The sequence below is a fragment of the Dokdonella sp. genome, assembly GCF_019634775.1.
Classification (GTDB): domain Bacteria; phylum Pseudomonadota; class Gammaproteobacteria; order Xanthomonadales; family Rhodanobacteraceae; genus Dokdonella.
On record NZ_JAHCAS010000001.1, the window covers coordinates 682,778 to 704,663 of the forward strand.

Sequence of the window (21,886 nt, forward strand, 5' to 3'; positions counted from 1 at the left end):
GCCGTTCGCTTTCGGCAATCCTGCCGAAAGCGTCGAACAAAGGTTCTGCCATCACGCCAGTCTCCCAGCCATACGCAAGAAGGCCCGCTTGAGGTGGGCCCTTCTGCCTTGGGAGACCAGGATGACTCGCGCCATCCATGGCGCTCGGCCCTTCGGGCCCGGCGCTGCGCGCCGTTCGCTTTCGGCAATCCTGCCGAAAGCGTCGAACAAAGGTTCTGCCATCACGCCAGTCTCCCAGCCATACGCAAGAAGGCCCGCCTGGAGCGGGCCTTCTTGCGTATGGCTGGGAGACTAGGATTCGAACCTAGATAAACGGAGTCAGAGTCCGTTGTCCTACCGTTAGACGATCTCCCAATGAACCGGGATGCCGGGCCGGGAAACATCCCGACCTGGCGAAAGCGTTTCGATCAGCGCTTCGAGTACTGCGTCGCGCGGCGGGCCTTGCGCAGGCCGACCTTCTTGCGCTCGACCTCGCGGGCGTCGCGGGTCATGAAACCGGCCTTGCGCAGCGGGGCCTTGAGGTTCTCGTCGTATTCGACGAGGGCGCGGGCGATGCCGAGGCGGATCGCGCCGGCCTGGCCGGTGGTGCCGCCGCCGGCGACCGTCACGAGGACGTCGAACTTCTCGGTGGCTTCGACGAGCTGCAGCGGCTGGCGCACGATCATGCGCGCCGTCTCGCGGCCGAAGAAGGTGTCGAGCGGCTTGCCGTTGACGACGATCGCGCCACTGCCCTTGCGCAGGAAGACGCGGGCGGCGGAGGACTTGCGACGGCCGGTGCCGTAGTTCTGCTGGATAGCCATTTGACGTTCGCTGGTTCTTGTCTATTTATAAAGAGTGGGGTGCCGCGGACGAGCCCACGGCGATGCCTGGCTCAGACCTCGAGCACCTGCGGCTGCTGCGCCGCATGCGGGTGGTTCGGGCCGGCGTAGACCTTGAGCTTGCGGTACATCGCCCGGCCGAGCGGATTCTTCGGCAGCATGCCCTTGACGGCGATCTCGATGACGCGCTCGGGATGAGTCGCCAGCATGTCCTTCAGCGAAGTCGTCTTGAGGTTGCCGACATAACCGGTGAAACGGTGGTAATTCTTGGCGTCAAGCTTGTTGCCGGTCACGGCAACCTTCTCAGCATTGACGACGACGACGAAATCGCCAGTGTCGACATGCGTGGTGAACACGGGCTTGTGCTTGCCGCGCAGGCGGTGGGCGATTTCCGTGGACAGGCGACCGAGCGTCTTGTCCGTGGCATCGACCACGAACCAGTCGCGCTTCACGGTTTCGGGCTTGGCGCTGATCGTCTTCATGTCAAAACCTTGGGTGCCCTGAGGCGGGCTGGATGCGGCGAAAGGCGCGGGAGAATAGCGGAACGTCCCGGGTGGCGCAAGCGTCCCGGCCACTTCGGCCCCGGGCGGCGAACCGCCATCGCCACGGATGTTCTGATCAATCCCACAACGGCGTCACCGTCCTGTGCGGGCGCAGATCAAGGCGCGAGGGCAAAGCCAGACTGGCCGTCTGTCGAGCCGGCGCAACGCCGGGCTGCGCCCGCACAGGGCGGCCCCAGGCTTTTGATTCCCAATGACGGGGTGACATCCGCAAGGCCCGCAAGCGACCCTTGCGGATGTCATGACGCCATTGCGGAATGGGTCAGGGCATCCCTAGCATGCGGCATGCCCACTCCGCCCGACGCGCGCCTGCTCACCCTGGCCGACCAGTGCGTGATGTGCGGCCTGTGCCTGCCGCACTGCCCGACCTACCGGCTCAGTCGCCATGAGGCCGAATCACCGCGCGGGCGCATCGCCCTGATCCGTCGCATCGCTGCCGGCGAGCCGCCATCGTCTTCGGCGCTGGAACATCTCGATCACTGCCTGTCCTGCCTGTCCTGCCAGAAGGTCTGTCCCTCGCAGGTCCGCTACGGCGAGCTCATCGACGGCGCGCGCGCGCGCTTGTGGGCGGAACGGGTGGATCGACCGCACCGCTTCGATCCGCGTCGCCTGACCCTACTCGCCCGACTCGGCACGTGGACGCGGGCCGGCCGCTGGCTGCCAGCCCTGGCGCGCCTGCTGCCGAAAGGTTCGCGCGCGCGACGCCTCGCTGCCGAAGCGCCGCTGACGCCGCCATCGCTGCGCACACCGGCCATCGTACGCAAGGACATCCGCGGCGAACTGACCCTGTTTCCGGGCTGCGTCGCGCGCGAGCTCGACCACGACACCCTGGCCGCCGCACGGATGCTCCTCGAAACGCTGGGCTGGCGCGTGACAGTGCCGGCGGGTGCGGTCTGCTGTGGCGCCTTGGCACGCCATGCCGGCGATGCGGAATCGGCGCGGACAGTCGAAGCAGCGACGCGCCGTACCCTGTCCGCGTTGCCGGCGGCGACCGTGCTGGTCAGCGCCTCCGGCTGTCTGGGGCCGTTGCGCGATCAGGCGCTGCTCGACACCACGCTCGCCGTCGACGACGTGGCCGGCTTCATCGCGCGCGACGAACGCCTGGCGACGCTGCGCTTTCGCCCGCTTCACCAACGCGCAGCCTGGCACCTCGCCTGCACGCAGGGCAGCGTCGGCGACGGCGGGGCCGCTGCACGTGCCCTGCTCGCCCGCATCCCGGGCCTCGAACTCGTGCCGCTGCCCGAACAGCCGCGCTGCTGCGGCGCGGCCGGTGCGTACTTCATCGAGCAGCCTGTACTCGCCGACCGCCTGCGCACGGAGAAGCTCAACCAGGCCACCGCGCTCGCGCCGGACCTGCTGCTTACCGGCAACGTCGGCTGTCGCGTGTTTCTCGGCAACGGCCTGCGACAACGCGACGCTGCGCTTCCCGTGCTGCATCCGCTTGTGTTGCTCGCGCGCCAGCTCGACACTGCCGCGTCATGAGCACCCGCCCGCTGTCGCGCCTCGACCGCGTGATCGTCGAGATCGAACGTGCCCTCGGCACGATGTTCCAGCCGCAGCCGATCGCCGCGCGCCCGTCACCCGCGCGCGGCATCGAAGCGGCCGAACTCGACGAAAGCGAACGTCGCCACGCCGCCGGACTGATGCGCGTCAACCACGTCGGCGAGGTCTGCGCGCAGGCGCTCTACTTCGGCCAGGCCGCGGTTGCGCGCAACGAGGCGGTACGCCGGCAACTGCTCGACGCGGCGGCCGAGGAAACCGATCACCTCGCCTGGTGCGGCGAACGCATCGCCGAACTCGGCGATCGTCCGAGCCTGCTCAATCCGCTGTGGTACGGCGGCGCCTGGGCGATCGGCGCGGCCGCGGGCCTGATCGGCGATCGCGTCAGCCTCGGCTTCGTCGTCGAGACCGAGCGCCAGGTCGAGGCGCATCTGCAAGGCCACCTCGACAAGCTTCCGCCCGCCGACCAGCGCAGCCGCGCGATCGTCGCGCAGATGAAGGACGACGAAGCCCGCCACGCCGACCACGCCAAAGCCGCCGGCGGCATCGATCTGCCGCCACCGATCAAGGCGGCGATGCGTCTGGCCGCCGATGTGATGCGCAAGGTGGCGTATCGGGTTTGAGGCCCGGCAGCGGCAGCAGCAGAGATACAACCGTAGGAAACGGCTTCAGCCGTGATGCCTTGTCTGTACAACGCCACAACGAAGAAGCATCACGGCTGAAGCCGTTTCCTACGGCGGAACATGGAACCAAGCCGCACCGCGCCCCTGAACCCGGCCGTCAGACCAGATTGCGGCCGTGGAACAGTTCCTCGATCTCGCGCTTGACCAAGGCCTCGATGCGCTGACGCTCCTTGAACGAGAGGTCGTCGGCGTGGGCTTCGAACAGATAGGTATCGAGGTCGAAGTTCTTCACGTGCATCTTCGTGTGGAACATGTTTTCCTGGTACACGTTCACGTCCAGCATTTCGTATTTCTGCCGGATGTGCTTGGCCAGGTATTCCTGCACCGAGTTGATGCGATGGTCCATGTAGTGCTTGCGGCCCTTCACGTCGCGGGTGAAGCCGCGCACGCGATAGTCGGCGATGACGATGTCCGACTCGAAGCTGTCGATGAGGAAGTTGAGGGCCTTCAGCGGCGAGATCACGCCGCAGGTCGACACGTCGATGTCCGCGCGGAAGGTCGCAATGCCGTTGTGCGGATGCGTCTCCGGATAGGTGTGGACGGTGATATGGCTCTTGTCGAGATGGGCGACGACGGCATCGGAGATGGTGTCGCGGCCGAGCTTCTCGACCACCGGCTCCTCGGAAATGAGGATCGTCACACTGGCACCCTGCGGATCGTAGTCCTGGCGCGCGATGTTGAGGATGTTGGCGCCGATGATGTCGGCCACGTCGGTGAGGATCGCGGTCAGGCGCTCGGCATTGTAGGCCTCGTCGATGTACTCGATGTAGCGCCGGCGCTGGTCTTCCGACACCGCGTAGCAGATGTCGTAGATGTTGAAGCTGAGCGCCTTGGTGAGGTTGTTGAACCCCTGCAGGCGCAGGCGCGGAATGGGCTTCACCATGGCTCTTCTCCAACCCGCTGCCGCGGAAGGGCGCGCATTATGGGCCAATCCCCCCGGCGATGAAACCGCTCCGGGACGGCCATTTCGCCGCGCTCCGCGCGCCGGCGCGGCCCCGCCGTCCCGAGCCGGACCCGCCCACCGGGCCCGGAATTGCAATAAGATGCGGATCGACTGCGCGCAGGGGTGCAGTCGATGGAATTTCTCGCGCATTTGTGCGTGCCCTCCGCGTCGCCTTGGGAGACAGCCGAGTGAAGATGGCCGATTTCCGCTACACCCTGCAGCGCAACGTTTCCAAAGTGCAGGCTCCACCATCGCTGCAGCCCGACCGCGCGGCGATGGAGCGCTTCCTTGGCATGTGCCACCGCCGCCGCTATCCGAGCAAGACGGCGATCATCCGTCCGGGTGATTCGGCCAACATCCTCTACTACGTCATCGACGGTTCGTTGACCGTGTCCTCGGAGGACGAGGAAGGGCGTGAGCTGATCCTCGCCTACCTCAACCGCGGTGAGTTCATCGGCGAGATGGGCATCTTCGTCGAGACCCCGCGCCGCGAAGTCATGGTGCGCACGCGCACGCCCTGCGAACTGGCCGAGATCGGCTACGAACGCATGTTCAACCTGTTCGAGGGTCCGCTGCGCGAGGAATGCCCGAAGATCCTGTTCGCGATCGGTTCGCAACTCACCAACCGCTTGCTGCACACCAGCCGCAAGGTCAGCCGCCTGGCCTTCATGGACGTGACCGGCCGCGTCGCCAAGACACTGATCGACCTCACCGACGAGCCCGATGCGATGTCGCACCCGGAAGGCATGCAGATCCGCATCTCGCGCCAGGAAATCAGCCGCATCGTCGGCTGCTCGCGCGAGATGGTCGGACGCGTGCTCAAGCAGCTCGAGGAACAAGGCATGATCACCGTGTCGGGCAAGACCATCGTGGTGCTCGGCCGACGGGCCAGCAGCGAGGGCTGATCGGCGCAATCGCGGCCACGCAGATGCTTCTGGTCGCGCGAAGCGAAAACATCGCCCGTGAACGGGCCCCCATTACAGGGGTTCCATTGGTGCTGCTCAACGCCACTCCACCCGCCGCACGCTGCGTCCGAGCGCACGTTCGAGAGCGCGGCAAGCCTTCGGCGTGGCGTTGACGAGCACGGCATCCTGCGCCTCGCGCAGCATCGGCGCGTCGGCCGGGGAATCGGTATAGGCGACCGCCCAGGGCGACGCGATGCCATAGGCGGCGAGTTCGCGCGGCTTGCGCGGGCCGAAACAGTGCACTGCCGTGCGCAGGCCGAACCAGCCGGGCTCCACACGCGAGGCAACAAGCTCGAAACCATCCAGGCCGATTGCCTCGAACAGGCCGCGCGCGACGTGCTGTTCGCAGCCGGTGACGACAATGACGCGATCGCCGTTGGTCAGATGCCGCCGCAGCGCGGTGATGCCATCGCGCAGGAAGATGCGCGGGCGTTCGGCATGCTCTCGCGCGAAGGCGGCGGCGAGCGAGCGATAACGCGCTTCGTCGAGGCCGAGCAGGTTCACGCGCACGAGCAGGCGCACGATCCGCCAGCGTCCGCGTCGGCTCAGCGCCAGCGGACTCGCCAGCAACGCCAGCGGCATGGCCAGGCACAGGCGCCATGGCGCCTGCCGGTAGCGCGCGCGCATGAAGGCGGCAAACGAGTCGCCGCGGATCAGCACGCCGTCGAAGTCGAACAGAACGATGCGCGGTTCCGGCACCGCATCGATCGATGCAGTGGTGTCGTCGTCGGCCGCGCTCACGGCTGGAAGAACAGCCCGGCCAGCGCAGCGCCGGGGTCGGCAGCACGCATGAAGGTCTCGCCGACGAGGAAAGCATCGATGCCGGCGGCACGCAGGCGGGCGACGTCGCCCGCCGTGGTGATGCCGCTCTCGGTGACGAAGACGCGACCGTCATCGACACGCGCGCGCAGTCCGATCGAGGTGTCGAGCGACACCTCGAAGGTGCGCAGGTCGCGGTTGTTCACGCCGATCAGCGGCACCGGCAGGGCCAGCGCACGTTCGAGCTCGTCACCGTCGTGAGCCTCGACGAGCACGTCGAGATCGAGCTCGGCGGCGAGCAGGGCCAGCTCGAGCAAGGCCGCGTCATCGAGCGCGGCGACGATCAGCAGGATTGCGTCGGCGCCGATCAGGCGCGCTTCGTAGACCTGATACGGGTCGATCGTGAAGTCCTTGCGCAGCACCGGCAGCGCGCATGCGCCACGCGCCTGCACGAGGCAGTCCTCATGGCCCTGGAAGAAATCGGCATCGGTCAACACCGACAGGCAGGTCGCGCCGGCGCGCGCATAGCTCGCCGCGATCGCAGCGGGATCGAAATCGGCACGGATCACGCCCTTGCTCGGACTGGCTCTCTTGATCTCGGCGATGACCGCCGCACGGCCGGACTCGATCGCCGCTTCGATCGCCGCGGCAAAACCGCGCGTGTCGGGCAGGTCGCGGCAGCGCGCAATGAGTTCGGCGAGCGGCTGGCGCGCCTGGCGCGCGGCGACCTCCTCGGCCTTGCGGGCGAGGATGCGGCTGAGGATGTCGGTGCTCATCTCGGATTCCGGCGACGGGGCGCGCATTGTAAGGCGGGGATCGAGGCATGGAGCCTGGCATGGGGAATGGCAGAGATGATCGTTGGATTGCCGGCGCTCCATCCTTCCGGCGCTAGAATCACCGACCCGCCCCTGTGTGGAGTCCGTCCATGGTTCGCCTCGCTCTTGCCTGTGCCGTCGCACTGGCCCTCACCGCCTGCGGCAAGCAGGAGTCCACTCCCGCGCCGGAAACTTCGACGCCGGCCACGACCGACGCCGGGATGCCGAGCAGGCCCGCCCCGGTCACGCCGACCGCGGAGGGCAAGTTTGATGCGGCGATCAAGGCCGAGGATTTCGCCGCGCGCCTCGAACGCCTGGCTTCCGACCAGTTCGAGGGCCGCAAGCCCGGAACGATCGGCGAGCGCGCGACAACCGCGTACATCAAGGACCAGTTCGAACGCATCGGCCTCAAGCCCGGCAACAAGGGCAGCTGGTTCCAGACCGTGCCGATGATCCAGACCACGCTCGTCGACGCGGCCGCAACGACACTCGAAGTCAGCGGCGCCAAGGGCAAGGAGACCTTCGCCTTCGCCACCGACATGGTGGTCGGCACGCTCGACGCGAGTGCCGAGGTCGACCTCGTCGATTCGCCGATCGTCTTCGTCGGCTACGGCGTCGACGCGCCGGACTGGAACGACTACGCCGATGTCGACGTGAAGGGCAAGACGGTGATCGTCCTCGTCAACGATCCAGGTTGGGGCAACCAGGACCCCGACCTGTTCAAGGGCCGCACGCTGACCTACTACGGGCGCTGGACCTACAAGTACGAGGAAGCCGCGCGCAAGGGCGCCGCGGCCGCCTTCATCGTCCACGAGACACCGGGCGCCGGTTATCCGTTCGGTGTCGTCGAAAGCGGCTGGTCGGGGCCGCGCCAGTCGCTGCCGCCGAGCGAAGAACCGGGTCCGCGCCTGACCACCGCCGGCTGGCTGACCGAGGACGCCGCGCGGCGCCTGTTCGCCGCCGCCGGTGCCGATTTCGACGCCTTGAAGAAGAGCGCCGACCTGCGCGGCTTCAAGCCGACCGTGCTCGATGCGAAGCTCGGCACGCGCTATCGCAGCACGATCGAAAACTCCTCCTCGGAGAACGTCATCGGCTACCTGCCAGGCAGCACGCGCCCGGACGAAGCAATCGTCTACACGGCGCACTGGGACCACCTCGGCAGGAACGACGCGCTCGAAGGCGAGGATCACATCTACAACGGCGCGATCGACAACGCGACCGGCGTCGCCGGCATCATCGAGATCGCCGAAGCCTTCGCCGCCCAGCAACCACCGCCGCAGCGCTCGATCGTGTTCAACGCGGTCACGCTGGAGGAGTCGGGTCTGCTTGGCGCCGCCTACTATGTCGCCCATCCGAGCTTCCCGCTCGACAAGACCGTGGCCAACATCAACCTCGACGCGCTGCCTGTCGGCGGCCCGACCAGGAACATCACCGTGATCGGCCTCGGCCAGTCCGAACTCGACGACTACATCGAGGAAGCGGCCGCGGCGCAGGGTCGTGTCATCAGCGGTGACGAGGAGCCCGAAAAGGGATTCTTCTTCCGTTCCGACCACGTCAACTTCGCACGTGCCGGCGTGCCGGCACTGTATGCCGCCGGCGGTCTCGACCTCGTCGACGGTGGCGAGTCGGCTGGCCGCAAGGCCGCGGATGACTACACGACCAACCGCTACCACAAGCCGGGCGACAACTACGACCCGAACTGGGACTACCGCGGCGTCGTGCAGGATCTCGAAGCACTGTACGCGGTCGGCCGCAGGCTCGCCGACGAGACGACCTTCCCGCAGTGGAAACCGGGCGCCGATTTCGCCCGACCGAAACAGCCGTAGGGGCTCCTTCCTCGGCCGCTCGCCCGTCAAGGTCTCGCGCCTTGATCTGCGCCCGCACAGGACGGTGACGCCGTCGTGGAATGGATCAGGGCATCCTTGAGGATGCTCTGATCCTGCCCTTCACGGCGGCAGTCGCCCAAGAAATCAAGATCTTGTGGGGCGGCTTCAGCCGCTACAGGATTTGATCGGATCTTCCTCAACGGGTCCTACATTGGCTCGCGCCGCCACACCGCCACCAGCGCGCGCAGCTTGTTCCATCCGCCGACGCGCTCGTCGGACACGACATCGAGGAAGTCGGACAGCCGTTTGGACTTGACGATGGTGTAGATCGTCAGCGCCGCGGCGGCCGCCAACACACCGATGAAGGTCAGCACGCGCTCGAGCACCGGAGTGTTCGGTCCAGCCAGCAGGCTCATGCCGAGCAGGCCGGCGGTAATGGTCCCGACCAGTCCGAAGATGGTGACCACGGTCAGGCGCACCACCGTGTTGGCCTGACGACGCAGCGCATCGGCGTCGAGATAGCTGCTCATGTCATGGATGCGCTCCTTGACCTCGGCGTAGACGCCATCGATGCCGAGGTGACGTGTGCACATGCGGAACAACGCCTTCACATGCGCCTGTTCGCTGATCTCGTGGAACCAGTAGCGGTGGGTGAAGCTGAGGAAGGCGACATAGTTGCGGCGGATCTGCCGCTTGAAGCGCTTGACCGTATCGGGTCGCTTCACATCCAGTGCCATCAGCGCCTCGGCCAGCTGGTCGGACATCATCAGGAGCGCCGCCTTCTGGAAATGCGCGATCAGGAACAGGAGGAAATGCTGGTGGCGGAACTGCGCCAGCGCGCCGCGTTCGGCGTCGCGGAAGTAGCTGCTGTGCGCATCGCCCGTCACCACCAACGACAAACCCGAGCACAGGTAGCGCGTGCGCGGCGCCACGCCGGAGTCGGTCCAGAAGCGGTCGTAGCAATACTGTTGCTCGAAGTCGGCGGGCGCAAACGCATCGCAACCTGCGCGGTCGTGGCTGCCCGTGACCAGGGCCAGCCGCAGGTAGTCGTCGCGCGTCAGCCGCGACGGTTCGTCCACCGCGAGGTAGGCCATCATTGGCATGCGGTAGTACTCGATCTGGCGATAGCGCAACGCGCCCGGACGCCCGGAATGATGGTTGACCAGCGGCGCCATCACGTAATCCCAATGCGCGGCGATGCGCGGCGCACGATGCTCGGCGACATGGGTCAGAAAGAGTGCCCGGTCGGCGGCATCGCTGCACACAACCTCCCGGCCCTGCGCATCCAGCCATGCCACGCTGGACGGGCAGTGCAACGGTTCCCCACCGGCATCCCAGCCCGCCGGATAGGCACGGCCGGAGCGGTACATCAGCTCGCGTGCCTGCGCCAGCGGCAGATCGTCCGTCGACAGCTCGACGTTGAGCAAGACGATGTCCACGCCGAAAAAGAAGATCAGGTCGACGTGTTCGACGCGCAGCAGCAGCTGCGCCTCGCCGGGGCGCAGCTGCACGCGCAGCGCGGCGAGGTCGTGGCGGCGGAACACGCGCATCGGCGAACCCTGCGCGGCATCACCAGCGCCCTGCCGTGAGCGTCCCTCCCCGTACAGGAAGCGCTGAACATAAGGCAGGAAACTGACGAACTCGTTGTAGTGGCGTTCGTGGAAACCGCTGCCGTGGTACTCGTCGACGTGCTCGCGCCATGGGCTGGCGTCACCAAGTTCCTGCAGGGCCCGCCACGGCATCTGTCGTCGCTCTGCATCGTCATCGGCGGCACCGCCGACCAGGCGCAGCGGCCACAGCAGACTCTGACGCAGGTGGCGGACGATGATGGGCGCTGGTGCGGACATGCGCGAAGTGTACGTCCGGAACGGCTGCCGCCGCCCTGCCCGCCAGGGCATTGCCGAGAACCTGCAGGCGGCGTGTACGGAGCAAAGCCAGCCGCGGCGCGAGGGCACCGGCGCGACGCCGGGAACGCCTTCGGGTCAGATCAGCTTCGCCGACTCCAGCTCGCGCTTGAGGTAGGCATAGTAGATCGGCGCGGCAACGACCCCGCCTAGGCCGAACGCGGCTTCCATGGCCAGCATCGCGATCAGCAATTCCCAGGCGCGCGAACGGATCTGCGTGCCGATGATGCGGGCGTTGAGGAAGTATTCGAGCTTGTGGATGACGATGAGGTAGCCAAGCGCGGTGACCGCGACCCACGGCGACACCGACATGCCGACGATGAAGATCAGCGTGTTCGAAATGAGGTTGCCGACCACCGGCAGCAGGCCACACACGAAAGTGGCGACAACCAGGCTCTTGGCCAGCGGCAACTGAACGCCGAACAGCGGCAGCGCGACGAGCAGGAACAAGCCGGTGAACAGGGTATTGAGCGCCGAGATCTTGACCTGGGCGAAGACGATGTCGTGGAACGAACCGACCAGGCGCGCGCAACGCTCGTTGAGCGCATCCGCCAAGGGGCCACCGGGTGGACGCAGGCGCGCGGTGTGCAGTGACAGCATCGCGCCAAGAATCATGCCGATCAGCAGCTGCACGGTCACGCGCACCGCGGCCTGGCCGGCGACCTGGAGCTGGGCGGCGTGTTCGCGCAACCACTCCATGATCGCCGCGCGGATCTCGTCGACGTTCTCCGGCAGCCAGGCATCGACGAAGGCCGGCAGTTGCGCACGGGCGCGTTCGATCAGCGGTGTCAGGCGCTCGAACAGCACGCTCGGGTTGCCGTGCTCGCTGCCGAGGTAGGCGATCGCTACGACGATCATGAAGGTGAGCAGGCCGACCACGACCGCCGCCAGCAGGGCAACGACCAGCCAGTGCGCATGCGCGCCGGGCAGGCGCTTCTGCACGGCCGGCGCGAGCGCGTTGACCAACGCGTAGACGAGCAGGCCGGCAAGCAGGGCGGGCAGCAGGTGCAGATGCAGCACGAGCAGCAGGCCGAGGCCCATCAGTACATGGCTGACGAGTTTCAGACGTGCGGGAGAGATGGGAACCGGCAGCGACATTGCAGAACCAGGCAGGGCGGCGCCGCGCAGTCTGTCAGCCGCTCCACAAGTTCGCCAGCCCGATCCGTCACGGGCCTGTCGTAGACTCCCGCGACCATTGCATCCGATCACCCGGGAGAACCTGCATGTCGAAGCCGTTTGCCGCCGTCCTGATGCTGGCCCTGGTTGCCACCGGCTGTGCGAGCAAGGCGCCACGTCCGGACGACCGCGCTGACACCGGGTCATCCGCAACCTCGGTGACCGAGGCCGCGCCGGCACCAACCGCCCCCGCCGCAAACGACAATCTCAACGCAGTGGCGTGGACGCAGACGGCGATCGAACGCGACCTTATCTACCGCCAGGCCTGGCGCGACGCGCAGGAGCATCTGCGCAGCGCGCTCGCTGACCGACGCTGGGAGGCCCTGCCCGAGGGCACGCGCAAGGCACCGTACACGGGCCGGAATACCGCGGTCATCGTCGACATCGACGAAACCGTGCTGGACAACTCACCCTACCAGGCGCGGCTGGTCAGGGACGGTACCTCGTACGACGAGTTCACCTGGGCGCAGTGGTGCCGCGAGGAGCGCGCGCCAGCGATTCCGGGCGCGCTCGAGTTCGCCCGCCATGCCGACAAGCTCGGCGTGACCGTGTTCTACCTGTCCAACCGCGCCGCCGACCTGCGCGACGCGACCCTGTCGAATCTGCGCAAGCTCGGCTTTCCGATCGCCGCGGGCAAGGATGTCTTTCTCGGCCTCGGCACCTTGGTCGAAGGCTGCGAGCAGCATGGCAGCGAGAAGGGCTGCCGGCGCCAGCTGATCGCGCGCGACCATCGCGTGCTGATGCAGGTTGGCGACCAGCTCGGCGACTTCATCGATATCGAGGCCAACACCGTGGACGGGCGCCGGCGTGCGATCGAGCCGTACCTGGACTGGATCGGCACGCGCTGGTTCGTGCTGCCGAACCCGACCTACGGCTCATGGGAGCCAGCCCTGTTCAACAACCAGTGGTCACTCCCCGAAGGCGAGCGCCGGAAAGCCAAGTTGAGCGCATTGCGTTTCGAGTAATTGAATAATATCAATGAGTTATCATGCGCATGTTCAAGTGTTGCATTAGCAATAACGCTTAAGTAACATGCCTGCCAGGACGACGCCCGGTTGCCCCGAACGCTCCGTCAGCGGCAAGAACGACGCACAGATTCCCCCTCCGGCTCTGCCGGATTCGACCCGGAAGGCACCACGCCCTCCGGGTTTTTTCTTGGGCAGTTCGCGCGCGTCGTCCAGCCCGATCCAACACAGCACGGCCAGGGCCACGGCATGACCACGCTCGGGCAGACTGCTAGAGTGCGCGTCCCCGATTCCAGCACTGAGCCTCCCATGTTCAAGAAACTTGCCCAGGCGACCGTCATCGGCGCGCTCCTCGCCGTCACTGCCGGATGCAACAACGATGGCGCCAAGTCCGGCGCATCCGCCGGCAGCGGGGCCGACCGGCCTGACGAGGCCATCCTCGCCTCGGCGCGCCTGGCCCGCCAGGGCGACATCGCCGGTCTGGTCGAACACCTGCTGCCGCCGGCCGAGTTCGCGCGCATCAAGTCCGAATGGAACGATCGCAGCAGCCAGCCAGAGATCAGCGACGAGGATCGCACGCGTTTCGCCGAGGCGATGGCCAAGCTGACCGCACCGGATGCGGTCGACGCGATCTATGCCGAGATCGAACCCGACCTCAAGCAGTTCGACGCGCAGTACAAGGCGCAGCTGCCCGGCATGGTCGCCATGGGCCAGGGCTACCTGCAGGGCCTCGTGCAGCAGAGCAACGAGCTTTCGCCGGCGGAGAAGGAACAAGCCCTCGCCGCGGTGAAGTCGCTCGGCGAGTGGGCGCAGAAAACCCCGTTCACCGACCCGACACTGGTGCGCAAGTCACTCGAGACACTGGCGACCACCGCCCGCGCGCTCGACATCAAGACCCTCGACGAGGCGCGTGCGCTCGACTTCGAGCACGCCGCACCAAAGCTCGGGATCGCCTTCAACGGCCTCAAGCAGTTGCTCGATGGCTACGGCCTGTCGATCGACCAGGCGCTCGACTCGGTGACGACCGAGGTGGTGTCGAACGACGGTACGCATGCCAAGGTCCGGGTCAGCTACAGCTTCCTCGGCGCGCCACTGTCGACCCATACCGACATGGTGAAGATCGACGGTCGTTGGTATGGCAAGGACACGATCGACAAGATCGCCGAGCGCAAGGCCGGCGGCGACGTCACCGCGCCGAAGGCGGGCAACGGGTGATGCACGCGCGGGAGGCCATCGTCACGGTGCCCTCCCGCCGCACGCGCCACAGCCGATGGAGCAGCAGAATCTCCCCTTGCATGCGCCAACCGAGCCCGCCCGCGGTCCCGGCTGGCTCAAGGTCCTCGGCGCGATGCTGCGTCCGTGGATCCGCATTCGCCGCGAGCCGCGTGAGCCGCAGGCGCTGATCCCGGCCGATGGACCGGCGACGGTCTACGTCGTCGAACGCTACGGCCTTTCCGACACCCTGATCCTTGAACAGGCTTGCCGCGAGGCGGCCCTGCCCTCGCCATACGAAGCCGCCGCGCTGCTGCCGATCCGGCGCACACGCGCAATCATCGCGCTGACGCCGCGCCCGGGCCTCTGGCGCAGGCGCAATCCCGCCACGCGCTCGGAGACACTGGGCCAGCTCGCCGAACTGGTCGCCGCTGATCCGACGCTCGACGTGCGTCTGGTGCCGGTGTCGATCTTCGTCGGCCGCGCGCCGGACCGACAGTCCGGCTGGTTCCGCGTGCTGTTCGCCGAGAACTGGGTCGTGGTCGGCCGTTTCCGCCGTCTGCTCGCGATCCTGCTCAACGGCCGCGACACGATCGTGCAGTTCTCAGCGCCGGTGTCGCTGCGCGACACGCTCGGCGAACCACACGATGTGCCGCTGGAGCGCAGCGTGCGCAAGCTCGCGCGCGTGCTGCGCGTGCACTTCCGGCGCGTGCGAACGACGATCATCGGCGCCGATCTCTCGCACCGGCGCACGGTGGTCGACAGCGTGGTCAACGCCGAGCCGGTCGTCGCCGCGATCTCCGCGGTTGCGACAAAGGAGAACATCCGCCTCGACCAGGCGCAGCGGCGCGCACGCAGCTATGCGCTGGAGATCGCCGCAGACTATTCGCACACGGTCGTGCGTTCGCTGTCGTTCATGCTGATCGCGTTCTGGAACAAGCTCTACGGCGGCGTCGTCATGCACCACTTCGAGCGCCTGCGTGCGGTCGCACCGGGCCACGAGGTGATCTACGTGCCCTGCCACCGCAGCCACATCGACTACCTGCTGCTGAGCTACCAGCTCTACCAGAATGGCCTCGTGCCGCCGCATATCGCCGCCGGGGTCAACCTGAACCTGCCGGTGATCGGTCCGATCCTGCGCCGTGGCGGTGCATTCTTCCTGCGCCGCAGTTTCAAGTCGAACGCGCTCTACTCGGCAGTGTTCACCGAGTACGTGAGCCAGCTCTTCGTGCGTGGCGTCGCCCTTGAGTACTTCATCGAAGGCGGCCGTTCGCGCACCGGCCGCCTGCTGCAACCGAAGGCCGGCATGCTGGCCATGACCCTGCGCAGCTTCCTGCGCGAATCGCGCCGGCCAGTGATCTTCCAGCCCGTCTACATCGGCTACGAAAAGCTGATGGAGGGCAAGTCCTACATCGGCGAACTTTCCGGCAAGGCCAAGGAGAAGGAATCCCTGCTTGGCCTGCTGCGCTCGGTCAAGGTACTGCGCCAGCGCTACGGTCGAGTCACCATCAACTTCGGCGAACCGATCGAGCTTGCCGCACTGCTCGACGCGAACGTGCCGGACTGGCGCGCGGCGACGGCCACCCCGGACGAGAGACCGGACTGGCTCAACGCCGCCGTCGACGCACTTGCCGAGCGCATCCAGGTCAATGTCAACCGCGCCGCAGACGTCAATCCGATCAACCTCGTCGCCCTCGCCCTGCTGGCGATGCCCAAGCACGCCATGGCCGAGGCCGACCTCGTCGCCCAGATCGACCTGTGCAAGGACCTGCTCGTTGCCCTGCCCTACGGCGAGCGCGTGACGGTCACGGCGATGAGCGCCGGCGAGGTCGTCGCCTATGCCGAAGGCATGCAATGGATCCGCCGGGTCAAGCATCCGCTCGGCGACGTGCTGATGGCCGAGGGCGACAACGCAGTGCTGCTCTCGTACTTCCGCAACAACGTGCAGCACCTGTTCGTGGCGCCGGCCTGGATTGCCTGCTGCTTCCTCAACAACCGGCGCATGGCGCGCACCTCGATCCTGCGCCTCGGCCGACTGATCTACCCGTTCATCCAGGCCGAGTGGTTCCTGCCATGGGATGAAGCCGGCTTCACCCAGCGCCTCGAGGCCACCCTCGACGTCCTCGTCGCACGCGGCCTGCTCGAAGCCGATGCCGACGGCCGCGTGATCGAGCGCGCGCCGGGCCAGAGCGACAGCGCATTCCGCCTGCGCGCGATCTCGCACAGCCTGCTGCAGGCGGTCGAACGCTACTACATCACGATCGCCTTGCTGGTCAGCAACGGCCGTGGCTCGCTGTCGGCCGGCGAGCTGGAGAACCTCTGCTTCCTGACCGCACAACGTCTGTCGCTGCTGCACGAGCTCAATGCGCCGGAGTTCTTCGACCGCTCGCTGTTCCGCGGCTTCATCCAGAAACTGCGCGAGCGCCGCGTGGTCTGGCCCGACGAGTCGAACAAGCTCGATTTCGATGCCGGCCTCGAGGAACTGGTCAAGGAAGCCAAGGTGATCCTCAGCCGGGACATCCGCCACGGCATCCTCAAGCTCACCGCGGAGAACCGCGCGGCCACGGCAACGCCGTCGAGCGAGAGCGAGGCGGCATAACGGATCGCGCCCCGGGTTGTGGACTCTTCAGCCGCGGAGATTTGCTCTGTGGGAGCAGCGTCATCCGCGATGGCTCCCGGTTGGAGACAGGCGCGAGAGTGGAAAAGATCGCCGCCGGCTTTCAGCAGGCGAACGGCTGGTCAGCCGCTCCCACGGAATGGCCGTCAGGCATCGAGGTCGGGAATCAACCGGCTCTCGAGCAGCGCAATGCTGTCCTTGAGATGCAGCTTGCGCCGCTTGAGGCGCTTGATCTCGAGTTCATCGCTACCGGGTTCGAGACTCCAACGCGCGATCAACGCATCGAGGTCGCGATGCTCGATCTTGAGCTCGGCCAGACGACGCACGATCGCGGCGGGGTCTTCGGGTTGCATGCCGATCCTCTCGTGGAGCGCCGAGTGTAGCGCCACGCACGGTCGTCGGCACACCGCCGGCCGCTACAATCGGGCACCCCGCGCATGCCGCCCCGATGACCGCCGACCGACCGCCTGAACGCGACACCGAACGCCTTGCCTCGCGCCTGCGTCACCTGGCAGGCCGGGCGATCGCCGACTACGGCATGATCGCCGATGGCGACCGCGTCATGGTCTGCCTGTCTGGCGGCAAGGATTCGTGGACCCTGCTCGACATCCTGCTGCAACTGCGCGCGAAGGCGCCGCTGTCGTTCGAGATTGCGGCCGTGCATCTCGACCAGAAGCAGCCGGGCTACGACCCCACGGTCATGCCGGCCGAGTTGGCCCGGCGCGGCGTCCCGTTCCACGTGCTCGAACAGGATACCTACACGGTGGTCAAGCGCACCGTGCCCGAGGGCCGCACGATGTGCTCGCTGTGTTCGCGCCTGCGCCGCGGTGCGCTCTACAGGTTCGCTGCCGAGCACGGCTACACGCGCATCGCCCTCGGACATCACCGCGACGACATCGTCGAGACGCTGTTCCTCAGCATGTTCCATCAGTCGACCCTCAAGGCGATGCCGCCGAAACTGCGCTCGGACGATGGCCGCAACGTCCTGATCCGCCCGCTCGCCTACTGCGCCGAGGCCGACATCGCCGCCTACGCCGCTGCACGCGCGTTCCCGATCCTGCCGTGCAACCTGTGCGGCTCGCAGGAGAATCTCCAGCGCAAGGCGATCAAGGCCATGCTCGCCGAGTGGGAGCGCATCCAACCCGGTCGCAGCGAGAACATCTTCCGCGCCCTGACCCGTGTGGCACCGTCCCAGCTCGCCGATCCGGCATTGTTCGACTTTCGCGGACTCGAACGCCTGGAAGGACCGCACCGGCATCCACAGCAGAGCCCGGTTCACGGGGAACACTGAGGATGCTCTGATCGATCCCGCAACGGCGTCACCGGCCAGGAGCGACTTCAGCGGCGAAGGGCAGAATCAGGGCCTCCCCAGATGCCGGAACAGCGCGCAGGTCTCACAATACGCGACCCGCCGCAGCGAGCCTGCGGCCGCCCCTTCTCCCGGACTGAAACCGTCGATCGCATGTTCTTTCGCAACCTGACCCTGTTCCGTTTCCCCGAATCCTGCGCCAGATCCCTGAAAAAGCTCGAGAAGGAACTGGACGACCATCGCCTGCGCCCATGCGGCCCTATCGAGATGGCCACGCGCGGCTTCGTTTCACCCTACGGCCGCGATGCAGAGGAACTCGTGCACCGGGTTGGCCCTTACGCCCTGCTGAGCATCGGCAGCGAGGACAAACTGCTGCCAGCATCGGTGATCGCCGAAGAACTCGCGAACAAGATCGCCAAGATCAGCGAAAAGGAATCGCGCCGCATCGGTGCGCGCGAGCGCAAGCGCTTGAAGGACGAAGTCATCAACGAACTGCTGCCGCGCGCGTTCGTGCGACCCTCGCGCCTGGCGGCCTATGTGGATACCGAAACCGGCTGGCTGGTCGTCGACACGGCCAGCCGCAGGGCCGCCGAGGACACCGTAACCGCGATCCGCGAGGGGCTCGGGCGGTTCCCGGCGACGCCGATGGCCCCTGTGGAGTCGCCACGCGCGCTGATGACCGGCTGGCTGGCTCACGGCAAGCTTCCGGCAGGCCTGGCCTGGGGCGATGAGATCGAGTTGCGCGACCCGGTCGAGGCCGGCGCGGTGGTGCGCTGCCGGCGCCAGGAGCTCGAATCGGACGAGATCCGCGAGCACCTGAAATCGGGCAAGCAGGTTTTCCAGCTCGGCCTCGAACTGGATGAACGCATCGCATTCGTGCTCGGCGAGGACCTGACGGTGCGCAAGCTGCGCTTCCTCGACGTGGTGCTCGACGAACTCGGCGAGGACAGCGCGGAGTCGGCCCGGCAGGAGCTCGATGCACGCTTTGCGCTGATGACGCTGGAGCTGAAGCGTCTGCTGGAGAAACTGGACGAATGGTTCGGCCTGCCGCGTCCAGACGAACGCGACTGATCGCGGCTCGGACCATGACTCTGGACACCGCCGACGACTACCTCGAATGGCCGACCCCGGCCGGCGCGACGATCAAGGTGCTGCGCCTGTGTCATCCACGCGCGCGACGGCTGCGCCTGACCGTGACCTCGGCCGGCGCCCGCATCACCTATCCGCACGGCACGCATCCGGCCCAGGTTGATGCATTCCTGCGCAAGCACGGCGAATGGCTCGAACGCAAACTCGACGAACTCAAACTCGGCGCAAGCCCGCCCGCGCTGGCTGTCGGCATCGCCACCATGATCCCGCTGCGCGGCGAAACCACGCCGCTGTCATGGCGTGACGGCGACTATCCACGCGTCGAACAGGAAGGTGGCCGGCTCGTCGTCACCCTGCCGCACGCGCACCGCCGCGCACTCGAAACCGCGCGCGGCCTGCTGCGCAGCTTCCTCGAGGCCGGGATCCGCCGCGACGTCTCGCACTGGCTGGCGCGCTACAGTGCGGAACTGCGCATGGCACCGACCGGCGTGCGCATCCGCCCACTCAGGAGCCTGTGGGGCAGCCTCGACACGCGCGACCGCGTGACCCTCGACCTCGCCCTCGCCCTCGCACCCGCGCAGGTGTTGCGTTACGTCGTCGTCCACGAACTCTGCCACCTGCGCATCCGCAGCCACTCGCCACGATACTGGGCGCTGGTCGAGTCGCTGTTGCCGGACTGGCGCGACCAGCGCGATTGGCTTCGCCACAACGGCCAGGCGATCAAGGCCGAATTGAACCGGCTGGTCCGCACCACACCGTAATGGGAGCCCCTTCAGGGGCGATGCTTTTCGATGCGGTCAGGCAGAAGCATCGCCGGTGAACGTGCTCCTACGGAAGAGGCCGGTCGAGGAACGCCGCCACGCAAGCCGCGACCTCGCCAGGATGGTCCATGTGCAGGTGATGGCTGCCGCTCATGCGCACGACCTCGATGTCATCCACCCGGGCGATGCGCTGCTCGAGTGATTCGCGCGGCAGGTACGGTGCGCCGGGCTCGGCGAGCACGAGCAGGGTCGGCGCCTTGATCGCGGCCAGCATCGGTGCGAGCTGTTCCTCGCTGTAGCGTTGCGCACTGGGCAGGGTGAGGCGTGGATCGCTCGACCAGGTGAAACCACCATCGACCGCGTGCGTGCCGCGTGTGACGAGCATGCGCGCAGCTTCCATCGTCAGTCCGCCGGCGCGCACGCGTGCGGCGACCGCCGCGCCAAGATCCGCGAACACGCGCAGGCGGCCTTCGAAGGCCATGCGCGCCTCGAAGGCGCGACGCAACTGCGCATGCGCTTCGGCAGGTTCGAGCGTGAGCGGCCCGAGTCCCTCGACCAACGCGAGACGACCGACGCCTTGCGGCGCAAGCGAGGCATACACCGATACCAGCGCGGCACCGAGCGAATGGCCAAGCAGGTCGACATGACCGCCCAGCTGCATGACGAGCTCGCCGATTTCGTCGAGATAGTCGACAAAGGCGTACCACTGGCCGGGCGCACGATGGGCGGACCGACCGTGACCGGCGAGATCGACGGCCACGACATGGCGCCGCACGGCAAGCAGCGGCGCCACGAGGTCGAACGAAGCGGCATTGTCGAGCCAGCCATGCACGGCCAGCAGCGGCGGCAGGTCCGGATCGCCCCAGCACTTCGCCGCGAGTTCGATGTGGCGCAAGGCGATGCGCCGTTCGCGCACATCGACCATGGCCTCAGCCACTGCTGACCGCGGCATCGAATTCGTCCCAGCCCTGTGCGTGGCGCACGACCAGGGCCGCCAGCGCCTCGACCTGGTCGGCGCTGTCATTCAGACACGGGATGTAGCGCAGGCTGTCGCCACCAGCGGCGAGGAAGGTCTCACGGCCAGCGATGGCGATTTCCTCGAGCGTCTCCAGGCAGTCGACCGAGAACCCCGGGCAGAGCACATCGAGCCGGCGCACACCCTCCCCGGGCAGCGCGGCGAGCAGGCGGTCGGCGTAGGGCGCGAGCCATGGCTCACGGCCGACACGGGACTGGAATCCGACCTTAAGCGATCGTCCATCGAGGCCGAGTCGCTTGCGCAGGGCTTGCGCCGTCGCCTCGACCTGGTCGCGGTATGGGTCGCCCTCGCGCACGTAGCGCTCGGGGATGCCGTGGAACGACAGCAACAATGCGTCGCCGCGCCCATGTTCGCGCCAGTGCGCCTCGACGCTGCGTGCGAGTGCCTCGATGTGGTGCGCGTCGACGTGATAGTCGTTGATGAAGCGCAGTTCGGGGACCGCGCGCCAGCGGCGCAGCTCGGCGCCGATCGCATCGAGCACCGAGGCCGCCGTGGTCGCCGAATACTGCGGGAACAGCGGCAGCACGATCAGGCGGCGCAGGCCGAGCGCACCGAGTTCACGCAGGACGCCCGGGATCGACGGATCGCCATAGCGCATCGCATGGCGCACGGCCGGACCGCCTTCGCGGCCGCCGCCCAGTCGTGCCTGCAGGCGCGCGGCGAGGGCGCCCATTCCGACCTGCAGCGGCGAGCCCTGCGCGGTCCAGATCCTGGCGTAGGCACGTGCCGAGCGGCGCGGGCGCAAGCGCAGGATGATGCCGTGCAGGACCAGCCACCAGAGCCAGCGCGGCTGCTCGACGATGCGTGGATCACCAAGAAATTCAGCAAGATAGCGGCGAACGGCAGCGGCCGTCGGCGCCGCCGGCGTGCCCAGGTTGACGAGCAGGACCGCGTTGCGGACCGGCGCGTCGGGTTCGCGGAAGGCGAGGAATCGCGGCATGCAGGCTG

Annotated in this window: 20 protein-coding genes and 1 tRNA gene; 10 read left to right on the forward strand and 11 right to left on the reverse strand. The window is 67.1% G+C overall.

The genetic code is table 11. The annotated features are described in order from the left end of the window. Window positions 1-280 precede the first annotated feature (280 nt). From KF907_RS02905 to rplM, 3 genes are all read right to left on the reverse strand, one after another. Window positions 281-354 (reverse strand) — tRNA-Gln (locus KF907_RS02905). A gap of 53 nt (window positions 355-407) precedes the next feature. Further along, on the reverse strand, window positions 408-800 hold the full coding sequence (rpsI, locus tag KF907_RS02910; RefSeq protein WP_291218004.1) for a 30S ribosomal protein S9: 393 nt from the start codon (window positions 798-800) through the stop codon (window positions 408-410). Between the two features lie 71 nt (window positions 801-871). Beyond that, window positions 872-1,300 carry a 50S ribosomal protein L13 gene (rplM, locus tag KF907_RS02915; RefSeq protein ID WP_291218006.1) on the reverse strand — a complete coding sequence of 143 codons (429 nt, stop codon included), beginning with the start codon at window positions 1,298-1,300 and terminating at the stop codon, window positions 872-874. Window positions 1,301-1,663: 363 nt separating this feature from the next. Between rplM and KF907_RS02920 the strand changes: the two genes are divergently transcribed. Together KF907_RS02920 and coq7 are read left to right on the forward strand one after the other, a co-directional pair. Next, the gene (locus KF907_RS02920) at window positions 1,664-2,860 is read left to right on the forward strand and encodes a (Fe-S)-binding protein (protein WP_291218008.1); all 1,197 of its coding nucleotides are present in this window, start codon (window positions 1,664-1,666) and stop codon (window positions 2,858-2,860) included. After that, complete coding sequence (gene coq7, locus KF907_RS02925) at window positions 2,857-3,501, forward strand: 2-polyprenyl-3-methyl-6-methoxy-1,4-benzoquinone monooxygenase (RefSeq protein ID WP_291218010.1); 645 nt, start codon at window positions 2,857-2,859, stop codon at window positions 3,499-3,501. The genes KF907_RS02920 and coq7 overlap by 4 nt, the downstream gene beginning before the upstream one ends. Before the next feature lie 157 nt (window positions 3,502-3,658). Here coq7 and speD read toward each other — a convergent pair whose 3' ends face one another. After that, a complete protein-coding gene (gene speD / locus KF907_RS02930; RefSeq protein ID WP_291218012.1) occupies window positions 3,659-4,444 on the reverse strand; it encodes an adenosylmethionine decarboxylase in 786 nt (261 codons plus the stop codon). Window positions 4,445-4,698: 254 nt separating this feature from the next. Between speD and crp the strand changes: the two genes are divergently transcribed. Beyond that, the gene (crp, locus tag KF907_RS02935; RefSeq protein ID WP_291220223.1) at window positions 4,699-5,409 is read left to right on the forward strand and encodes a cAMP-activated global transcriptional regulator CRP; all 711 of its coding nucleotides are present in this window, start codon (window positions 4,699-4,701) and stop codon (window positions 5,407-5,409) included. 96 nt (window positions 5,410-5,505) lie between these two features. Here the strand turns inward: crp and KF907_RS02940 are convergent, their stop codons facing one another. Both KF907_RS02940 and trpC read right to left on the reverse strand, forming a co-directional pair. After that, window positions 5,506-6,210, reverse strand: coding sequence for an HAD family hydrolase (locus KF907_RS02940; RefSeq protein WP_291218014.1), 705 nt, complete (start codon window positions 6,208-6,210; stop codon window positions 5,506-5,508). Next, window positions 6,207-7,004, reverse strand: a complete 798-nt coding sequence (gene trpC, locus KF907_RS02945) for an indole-3-glycerol phosphate synthase TrpC (protein WP_291218017.1) — start codon at window positions 7,002-7,004, stop codon at window positions 6,207-6,209. Before trpC ends, KF907_RS02940 begins: the two co-directional genes overlap by 4 nt. A 149-nt stretch (window positions 7,005-7,153) precedes the next feature. Here trpC and KF907_RS02950 point away from each other — a divergent pair, with 149 nt between their 5' ends. Further along, a complete protein-coding gene (locus tag KF907_RS02950; RefSeq protein WP_291218019.1) occupies window positions 7,154-8,869 on the forward strand; it encodes a M28 family metallopeptidase in 1,716 nt (571 codons plus the stop codon). 206 nt (window positions 8,870-9,075) lie between these two features. Here KF907_RS02950 and KF907_RS02955 read toward each other — a convergent pair whose 3' ends face one another. After that, the gene (locus tag KF907_RS02955) at window positions 9,076-10,716 is read right to left on the reverse strand and encodes a hypothetical protein (RefSeq protein ID WP_291218021.1); all 1,641 of its coding nucleotides are present in this window, start codon (window positions 10,714-10,716) and stop codon (window positions 9,076-9,078) included. A gap of 135 nt (window positions 10,717-10,851) precedes the next feature. Continuing rightward, window positions 10,852-11,871 (reverse strand): AI-2E family transporter, encoded by a 1,020-nt coding sequence (locus tag KF907_RS02960; RefSeq protein ID WP_291218023.1) that lies wholly within the window; start codon window positions 11,869-11,871, stop codon window positions 10,852-10,854. Window positions 11,872-11,996: 125 nt separating this feature from the next. Here KF907_RS02960 and KF907_RS02965 point away from each other — a divergent pair, with 125 nt between their 5' ends. The 3 genes from KF907_RS02965 to plsB all read left to right on the forward strand — a co-directional run bounded on the left by KF907_RS02965 (window position 11,997) and on the right by plsB (window position 16,725). Next, entirely contained in the window at window positions 11,997-12,914 is a 918-nt protein-coding gene (locus KF907_RS02965; RefSeq protein WP_291218025.1) for a 5'-nucleotidase, lipoprotein e(P4) family, read from the forward strand. Window positions 12,915-13,223: 309 nt separating this feature from the next. Beyond that, window positions 13,224-14,129: a hypothetical protein gene (locus KF907_RS02970; RefSeq protein ID WP_291218028.1), complete on the forward strand. Its 906-nt coding sequence runs from the start codon at window positions 13,224-13,226 to the stop codon at window positions 14,127-14,129. A 55-nt stretch (window positions 14,130-14,184) separates the two neighbouring features. Then, window positions 14,185-16,725: a glycerol-3-phosphate 1-O-acyltransferase PlsB gene (gene plsB, locus KF907_RS02975; RefSeq protein WP_472843821.1), complete on the forward strand. Its 2,541-nt coding sequence runs from the start codon at window positions 14,185-14,187 to the stop codon at window positions 16,723-16,725. A gap of 164 nt (window positions 16,726-16,889) precedes the next feature. On the opposite strand, the gene KF907_RS02980 is transcribed toward plsB, so the two are convergent. Then, complete coding sequence (locus tag KF907_RS02980; protein ID WP_291218032.1) at window positions 16,890-17,096, reverse strand: YdcH family protein; 207 nt, start codon at window positions 17,094-17,096, stop codon at window positions 16,890-16,892. A gap of 95 nt (window positions 17,097-17,191) precedes the next feature. On the opposite strand from KF907_RS02980, the gene ttcA reads away from it, so the two are divergent. From ttcA to KF907_RS02995, 3 genes are all read left to right on the forward strand, one after another. Then, window positions 17,192-18,034, forward strand: a complete 843-nt coding sequence (gene ttcA, locus KF907_RS02985; RefSeq protein ID WP_291218034.1) for a tRNA 2-thiocytidine(32) synthetase TtcA — start codon at window positions 17,192-17,194, stop codon at window positions 18,032-18,034. 171 nt (window positions 18,035-18,205) lie between these two features. Next, window positions 18,206-19,123 carry a recombination-associated protein RdgC gene (locus tag KF907_RS02990; RefSeq protein WP_291218036.1) on the forward strand — a complete coding sequence of 306 codons (918 nt, stop codon included), beginning with the start codon at window positions 18,206-18,208 and terminating at the stop codon, window positions 19,121-19,123. Between the two features lie 14 nt (window positions 19,124-19,137). Next, the gene (locus KF907_RS02995) at window positions 19,138-19,902 is read left to right on the forward strand and encodes a M48 family metallopeptidase (protein WP_291218038.1); all 765 of its coding nucleotides are present in this window, start codon (window positions 19,138-19,140) and stop codon (window positions 19,900-19,902) included. Window positions 19,903-19,969: 67 nt separating this feature from the next. Here the strand turns inward: KF907_RS02995 and KF907_RS03000 are convergent, their stop codons facing one another. Next, complete coding sequence (locus tag KF907_RS03000) at window positions 19,970-20,839, reverse strand: alpha/beta fold hydrolase (protein ID WP_291218041.1); 870 nt, start codon at window positions 20,837-20,839, stop codon at window positions 19,970-19,972. Beyond that, entirely contained in the window at window positions 20,832-21,878 is a 1,047-nt protein-coding gene (gene hemH / locus KF907_RS03005) for a ferrochelatase (protein ID WP_291218043.1), read from the reverse strand. The genes KF907_RS03000 and hemH overlap by 8 nt, the downstream gene beginning before the upstream one ends. Window positions 21,879-21,886 lie beyond the last annotated feature (8 nt).